Origin of the sequence: Streptomyces spongiae, assembly GCF_009377185.1 — a bacterium.
In the GTDB taxonomy this organism is placed as follows: domain Bacteria; phylum Actinomycetota; class Actinomycetes; order Streptomycetales; family Streptomycetaceae; genus Streptomyces; species Streptomyces spongiae.
The window spans coordinates 1-5,615 of the sequence record NZ_VJZC01000625.1; the positions used below are offsets into that span (position 1 = coordinate 1).

The 5,615-nt window shown below is 70.0% G+C and carries 5 protein-coding genes; 3 read left to right on the forward strand and 2 right to left on the reverse strand.

Features of this window, described 5'->3' with window-relative positions; genetic code table 11:
• From FNH08_RS43165 to FNH08_RS43175, 3 genes are all read left to right on the forward strand, one after another.
• A partial coding sequence (locus FNH08_RS43165) for an FG-GAP-like repeat-containing protein (RefSeq protein WP_322726387.1) occupies positions 1 to 1,497 on the forward strand: 1,497 nt, incomplete at its 5' end.
• Positions 1,498 to 1,511: 14 nt separating this feature from the next.
• A complete protein-coding gene (locus FNH08_RS43170; RefSeq protein ID WP_152776977.1) occupies positions 1,512 to 2,954 on the forward strand; it encodes an FG-GAP-like repeat-containing protein in 1,443 nt (480 codons plus the stop codon).
• Positions 2,955 to 2,974: 20 nt separating this feature from the next.
• Positions 2,975 to 4,426 carry an FG-GAP and VCBS repeat-containing protein gene (locus tag FNH08_RS43175; protein ID WP_152776978.1) on the forward strand — a complete coding sequence of 484 codons (1,452 nt, stop codon included), beginning with the start codon at positions 2,975 to 2,977 and terminating at the stop codon, positions 4,424 to 4,426.
• Here the strand turns inward: FNH08_RS43175 and FNH08_RS43180 are convergent.
• Both FNH08_RS43180 and FNH08_RS43185 read right to left on the reverse strand, forming a co-directional pair.
• Positions 4,423 to 4,602: a DUF397 domain-containing protein gene (locus FNH08_RS43180; protein ID WP_152776979.1), complete on the reverse strand. Its 180-nt coding sequence runs from the start codon at positions 4,600 to 4,602 to the stop codon at positions 4,423 to 4,425. The two genes, FNH08_RS43175 and FNH08_RS43180, sit on opposite strands and share 4 nt — an antisense overlap.
• Before the next feature lie 11 nt (positions 4,603 to 4,613).
• Positions 4,614 to 5,444, reverse strand: a complete 831-nt coding sequence (locus tag FNH08_RS43185; protein ID WP_152776980.1) for a helix-turn-helix domain-containing protein — start codon at positions 5,442 to 5,444, stop codon at positions 4,614 to 4,616.
• Positions 5,445 to 5,615 lie beyond the last annotated feature (171 nt).

The window sequence follows — 5,615 nt, forward strand, 5'->3', positions numbered from 1 at the left end:
CACCCGGAGTGCGGGCCCGCCCCTCCCAACCTGGAGACCTCCTTGCGCAAGCGCACCCTGCTCCTGGCCGCCACCCTGACCACGGGCCTGCTCACGGCCCTCCCTACGACAGCCTCGGCCGCGCCCTCGGGCCTGAAGGGCGACTTCAACGGCGACGGCTACGGCGACCTGGCCTTCTCCGCCCCGTACGCGAAGGTCAGCGGCAAGTCCATGGCCGGGTACGTCGCGGTGATGTACGGCGGCTCGGCCGGCGTGGACCCGACGAACACGGCCAGGTACAAGACGTTCAGCCAGAGCACGGCCGGTGTGCCCGGAGTCGCCGAGGCGGAGGACACCTTCGGCGACGCGCTGGCGGCGGCCGACTTCGACGGCGACGGCTACACGGACCTCGCGGTCGGCGCCTCCGGCGAGGACGTCGGCTCCGCGACGGACGGCGGATCGGTCACCGTCCTGTGGGGCTCCGCCACCGGCGTCTCGGGCGGTACGAGCGTGAAGGACCCGGCGGCCTCCACCCACGACGCCTTCGGCCGGCTGCTGACCGCGGGCGACTTCGACGGCGACGGCAAGCAGGACCTGGCGACGGGCGCGAGCGACGCCTCCGTGTACGTGGTCAAGGGCGGCATCGCCAAGGACGGAACCACGGGCGGCACGGTCAAGGTCACGGCCCCGAACAGCCTGCAGTACGGCCCCGACACGTTGAGGTCCGGCGACGTCAACAAGGACGGCAAGGACGACCTGGTGGTCGTGGGCCGCGTCGAGGCCGACGCCGACGACCCGGGCACCACCCGCTCCACCGCCTGGTACTACCCCGGCGCCGCCACCGGCCCAGGCTCGGTGGCGCCCACCACGCTGCCCGGCGGCGGTGTCTCCGCGGCGGTCGGCGACATCAACGGCGACGGCTACGGCGAGATCGTCCTCGGCAACGTCTTCACCAGGGACAGCGACCTGAGCGGCTCCCTCGGCGGCAAGGTCACGATCGTCCCCGGCACGGCGAACGGCCCGGACCCCGCCACCGCCCACACCCTCACCCAGGCCTCGCCCGGCGTCCCCGGCACGAACGAGGCCAACGACGGCTTCGGCAGCGCCGTCTCGGTCGGCGACATCAACGGCGACGGCTACGGCGACCTGGCGATCGGCACCATCTTCGAGGACGGCACCACCACCGAGGACTCCGGCTCCACGACCCTGATGTACGGCTCGGCGACCGGCCTGTCGACCACGGGCGCCCGCACCCTCACCCAGGCCTCCGCCGGCGTCGCGGGCACCTCCGAGACGATGGACTACTTCGGCTCGGACGTCCTGCTCAAGGACCTCAACGGCGACGGCAAGGCCGACTACACCGTCAGCGGGGTCTTCGAGAACGAGGGCGTCGGCGCGATCACGGCCATGCTCTCCGACGGCACGGGCATCTCCCCCGACGGCGACCGCTCCTTCGGCCCGGGTTCGCTGGGCCGCACGTCCACCTACGGCGCGTTCGGCGCCAACCTCCTCGGCTGACCGGAGCCCTACCAATGCGCTTGCGCACCATCACGACCCTCACCGCCCTCGTGGCGGCGGGGGTCGCCCCACTCACCCTCCCCACTCCCGCGTCGGCCGCGCCCGCCAAGTACGCGGACGACTTCAACGGGGACGGGTACCGGGACCTCGCCGTCGGCATGCCCGAGAAGACCATCGACGGGAAGAAGCGCGCCGGTGCGGTCCTGGTGACGTTCGGATCCTCGGCGGGCTTGACCTCCAAGAAGGTCTACATCACCCAGAACTCGTCCGGTATCCCCGGCTCCGCCGAGACGGAGGACACCTTCGGCACGGACCTGTCCAGCGGAGACCTGGACGGCGACGGCTACGCGGACCTCCTGGTCACGAGCGAGGCGGAGAGCATCGGCGACCTGTCGGCGCGCGGCACGGTCACCGTCCTGTGGGGAGGCACCACGCCCTTCCGCAGCGGGACGGTCCTGCCGGCCGGGCTCTCGTACGACGACCAGTTCTTCGGCAACGACACCGTGGTCGGCGACTTCGTGGGCGACGCGTCACCGGACATCGTGGTCGCGGACCTCGCGAGCCTGTGGCTGTACGAGGGCGGATTCGGCCGCACATCCGTTCCGTCCCCGTCCTTCGTCAGTACCCGGGGGGACGGCTCCATCGGCATCGCTCAGCTGGCCGCCGGGGACTTCACGGGCAAGGGCAAGGACGAGTTGGCCGTGACGGGCCCTGCCGCGACCGTGATCTACACCGCCGGGGGCGCGAGCGAGCCGGAGCCGTCGGACTTCTTCAACCGGGCGGAACTCGCCGGCGGGAACACCGTCACCGCGGGTGACCTCAACGGGGACGGCCGGGACGATCTCGCCATCGGTCTGTCCAACTCCCGCCTGTACGACAACGGGCTCAACGACCGTAGCGGTGGCGCCGGATACGTGATGGTCCACTACGGAGCAGCCGACCGAGCGGGCGGCCTGAATCCTCAGCGCCACACCTACCACCAGGGCTCCTCCGGCATCCCCGGCGGCAATGAGCCCGAGGACGAGTTCGGCGCCGCGCTGTCCATCGCCGACGTCACCGGCGACGGACGCGCCGAGTTGGCGATCGGCGTCCCGTACGAGTCACTGGACGGTGCGCGCCGTGGAGGTGACGTCCTCCTCCTGCGCGGCGGATCGAACGGTCTGACCACCACGGGTGCCAAGCGCTTCTCGCAGAACTCCCCCGGCGTGCCGGGCACCGCTGAGAACAACGACGTCTTCGGATCCCGGGTCCGGCTCGCCGACTTCAACGGCAACGGCAGGGCCGACCTGGCGGTGTCGGCGCCGTACGAGAACCCGTACCGGAACGCGGGCAGCGGTGCCGTCTGGCAGCTGCACGGCACGAGCACCGGGCTCACCGGCAACAGTGCCGACGTGTTCGGTCCCTCGGACTACGGCATCGCGCGGGGCTCCGTCCTCGGTGACGCCCTCAACGACTGACCCGCGCAGGAAGGAACTTCATGCAGCACCCCTTACGCCTCACCCTGGCCACAGCGACGGCAGCGGCCCTGACCGGCGGTCTGCTCACCCTGGCCACGGCCACTCCGGCGGCCGCCGCCCCCGCGAAGTTCACCGACGACTTCAACGGCGACGGCTACCACGACCTCGTCACCGCCGCCCCCATGGCCACCGTGGGCGGCGCCAAGTACGCCGGTGCCGTGGTCGTGAACTACGGCTCGGCGTCCGGCATCAGTGCCGACCGGTCCGCGGTCATCAGCCAGAACACCAGCGGGATCCCCGGCACGGCGGAGCAGGAGGACGAGTTCGGCCGTGCCCTCGCCTCCGGTGACCTCAACAACGACGGGTACGCCGACCTGGTCGTCGGCACCGAGCAGGAGGACGTGGACGGCGACACCGACAGCGGCACGGTCGTGGTCGTCTGGGGAAGCAAGGACGGCCTCTCCGGCGGCCTGACCGTCGCCGACCCCGCCGCCGCGGCCGGCGCCGAGTGGGGACAGTCCCTCGCCGTCGGTGACTTCGGCGGCGACGGCAAGGCCGACCTCGCGATCGGCAGCACGGCCAAGGACATCTGGATCCACGAGGGCGGCTTCACCAAGGCGTCCGGCGCCGCGTCCACGCAGAAGCTCACCACGGATCTACAGGCCGGCATCATCTACGGCGCCCAGCACCTCGCTTCCGGCGACGTCAACGGCGACGGCACCGCCGACCTGGTCGTCAGCGGCCAGTACCACCCCGACGACTGGACGTACGACGACGGCACCCTGATCTACCTGGGTTCCGCGTCCGGGCTCACCTTCCAGAAGTTCCTGAAGAACGAGTCCCACAGGCTGGCGGCCGTCGGCGACCTCAACGCCGACGGCTACGCCGACGTGGTCACCAGCGCGCCCCCGGGCACGGTCCGCGAGGGCGACGGCGGCTCCGTCAGCGCCTACCTCGGCAGCGCGTCCGGCGTCCGCACCTCTCCGCAGACGACCATCACCCAGGACTCCGAGGGAGTGCCGGGCGCGGACGAGCCGGAGGACTGGTTCGGGGACTCGTTCTCCGTCGGCGATGTCAACGGTGACGGTTACGCGGACGTCGCCGTCGGCGCGCTCTACGAGAAGGTCGGGGACGTCCACCAGACGGGCAGCGTCACCGTGCTGCGCGGTTCGGCCACCGGTCTGACCGGCACCGGCTCCCAGGCGTTCTCCCAGGCCACCGAGGGCGTACCCGGCACCGCCGAGGCCAACGACTTCTTCGGTACCGCCGTACGCCTGTCCGACCTCAACGGCGACGGCAAGGCGGACCTCTCCGTCGGCGCGCCCGGCGAGAACGACGCGAACGGCGCGGTGTGGAACCTGCGGGGCGCGTCGTCCGGCGTGACGACGACGGGCGCCCTCAGCTTCGGCCCGTCGGCGGTGGGCGTCCCGACGGTGGACTATCCGAGGCTGGGCTTCAGCTTGCTGCGTTAGCGGTGGCGCAAGTGCCGTATGAGGGCGGCGAGTCCGGTACCGGTTGTCTCGATGACCGTGCCGGGCTCGTCGCTTTCGCGGAGCCGCAGGGCTCCTTGAGTGGCGGCGATCTCGAGGCAGTTGGCAGCGTCGCCACCGCTGGAGAACGAGGACTTCTGCCATGTGATGTCGCGCATGCCCTGACCTTTCAGAAGTCTTGTGCGAGTCGACGGATCAGTTCCCGGGACTCTACGACCCCCAATGCAGCCGCCTCCACCTTGTGGAGCACCTCGCGATAGCGCGCGAGTTGAGCCTCTGCATCCAGGAAAGCACTACCGTGCTGACTGTCGACCAGCACGGTGTCCAACTGCGCAACAGGGCCGCCCGCATACACCACGGGGTCAACCACCCCAGCGAAACCGTCCACGTCGAACGGCACCACACGCACATTGACCTGGCGTTCCAGGATCTGCAACAACTGTTCCCGAGCCACCTTCCGGTCAGCCACCCTGATCCGTAGAGCGGCCTCGTGGATCACCGCGGCATAGCGCATCCCCTCAAGGGCCTGCTGACGGCGCAGCCTGAACTCGACGCGTGTCTCCAGCTGCTCCTCCGACAGCTTCGGCACCGACGCCCCGAAGATCGCCCGTACCTGGTCCCCCGTCTGAAGCAGACCCGGGATGTGCACGCACTCGAAGTTGGTCAAGTGCTTGGCGTGGTGCTCCAGTTCAGCCAAGTCAAGGTATCCCGACGGCACCTTGCCCCGGTATCCCTCCCACCAGCCCCCCTTGGGCTCGGTCGCCATGGCCACCAGTGCACTCACGAAAGTGGCGTCGTGACACGCGTACTGGCTGGCCAGGTGTTGTACGCGCTCAGCGCTGACGCCGACTCGTCCCGCCTCTGTGCTGGACAACTTGCTCTCCGAGATGCCCAAGGCCCGCGCGGCAGCACGCAGTGTCAGCCCCGCCCGCTCACGAAGCTTGCGCAATTCGGCGCCCAGTCGTTCCTGACGCGCCGTGATCACTGCTCTGGAAGCCATGCGCCCCTTCTCTCATGCGAGTTGAGGCACGAGTATTCCAGTTTCAATTGACCGAGGCAAAGCTTTACCTCTACCGTCAGTGACGTGCCGACCACTCAGCGGAGCGGAAGTGCATCGCCCTGCCCTGCCATGGCTGCGCGACAGAGCCACCGCCCCCTACCCCTCATACAC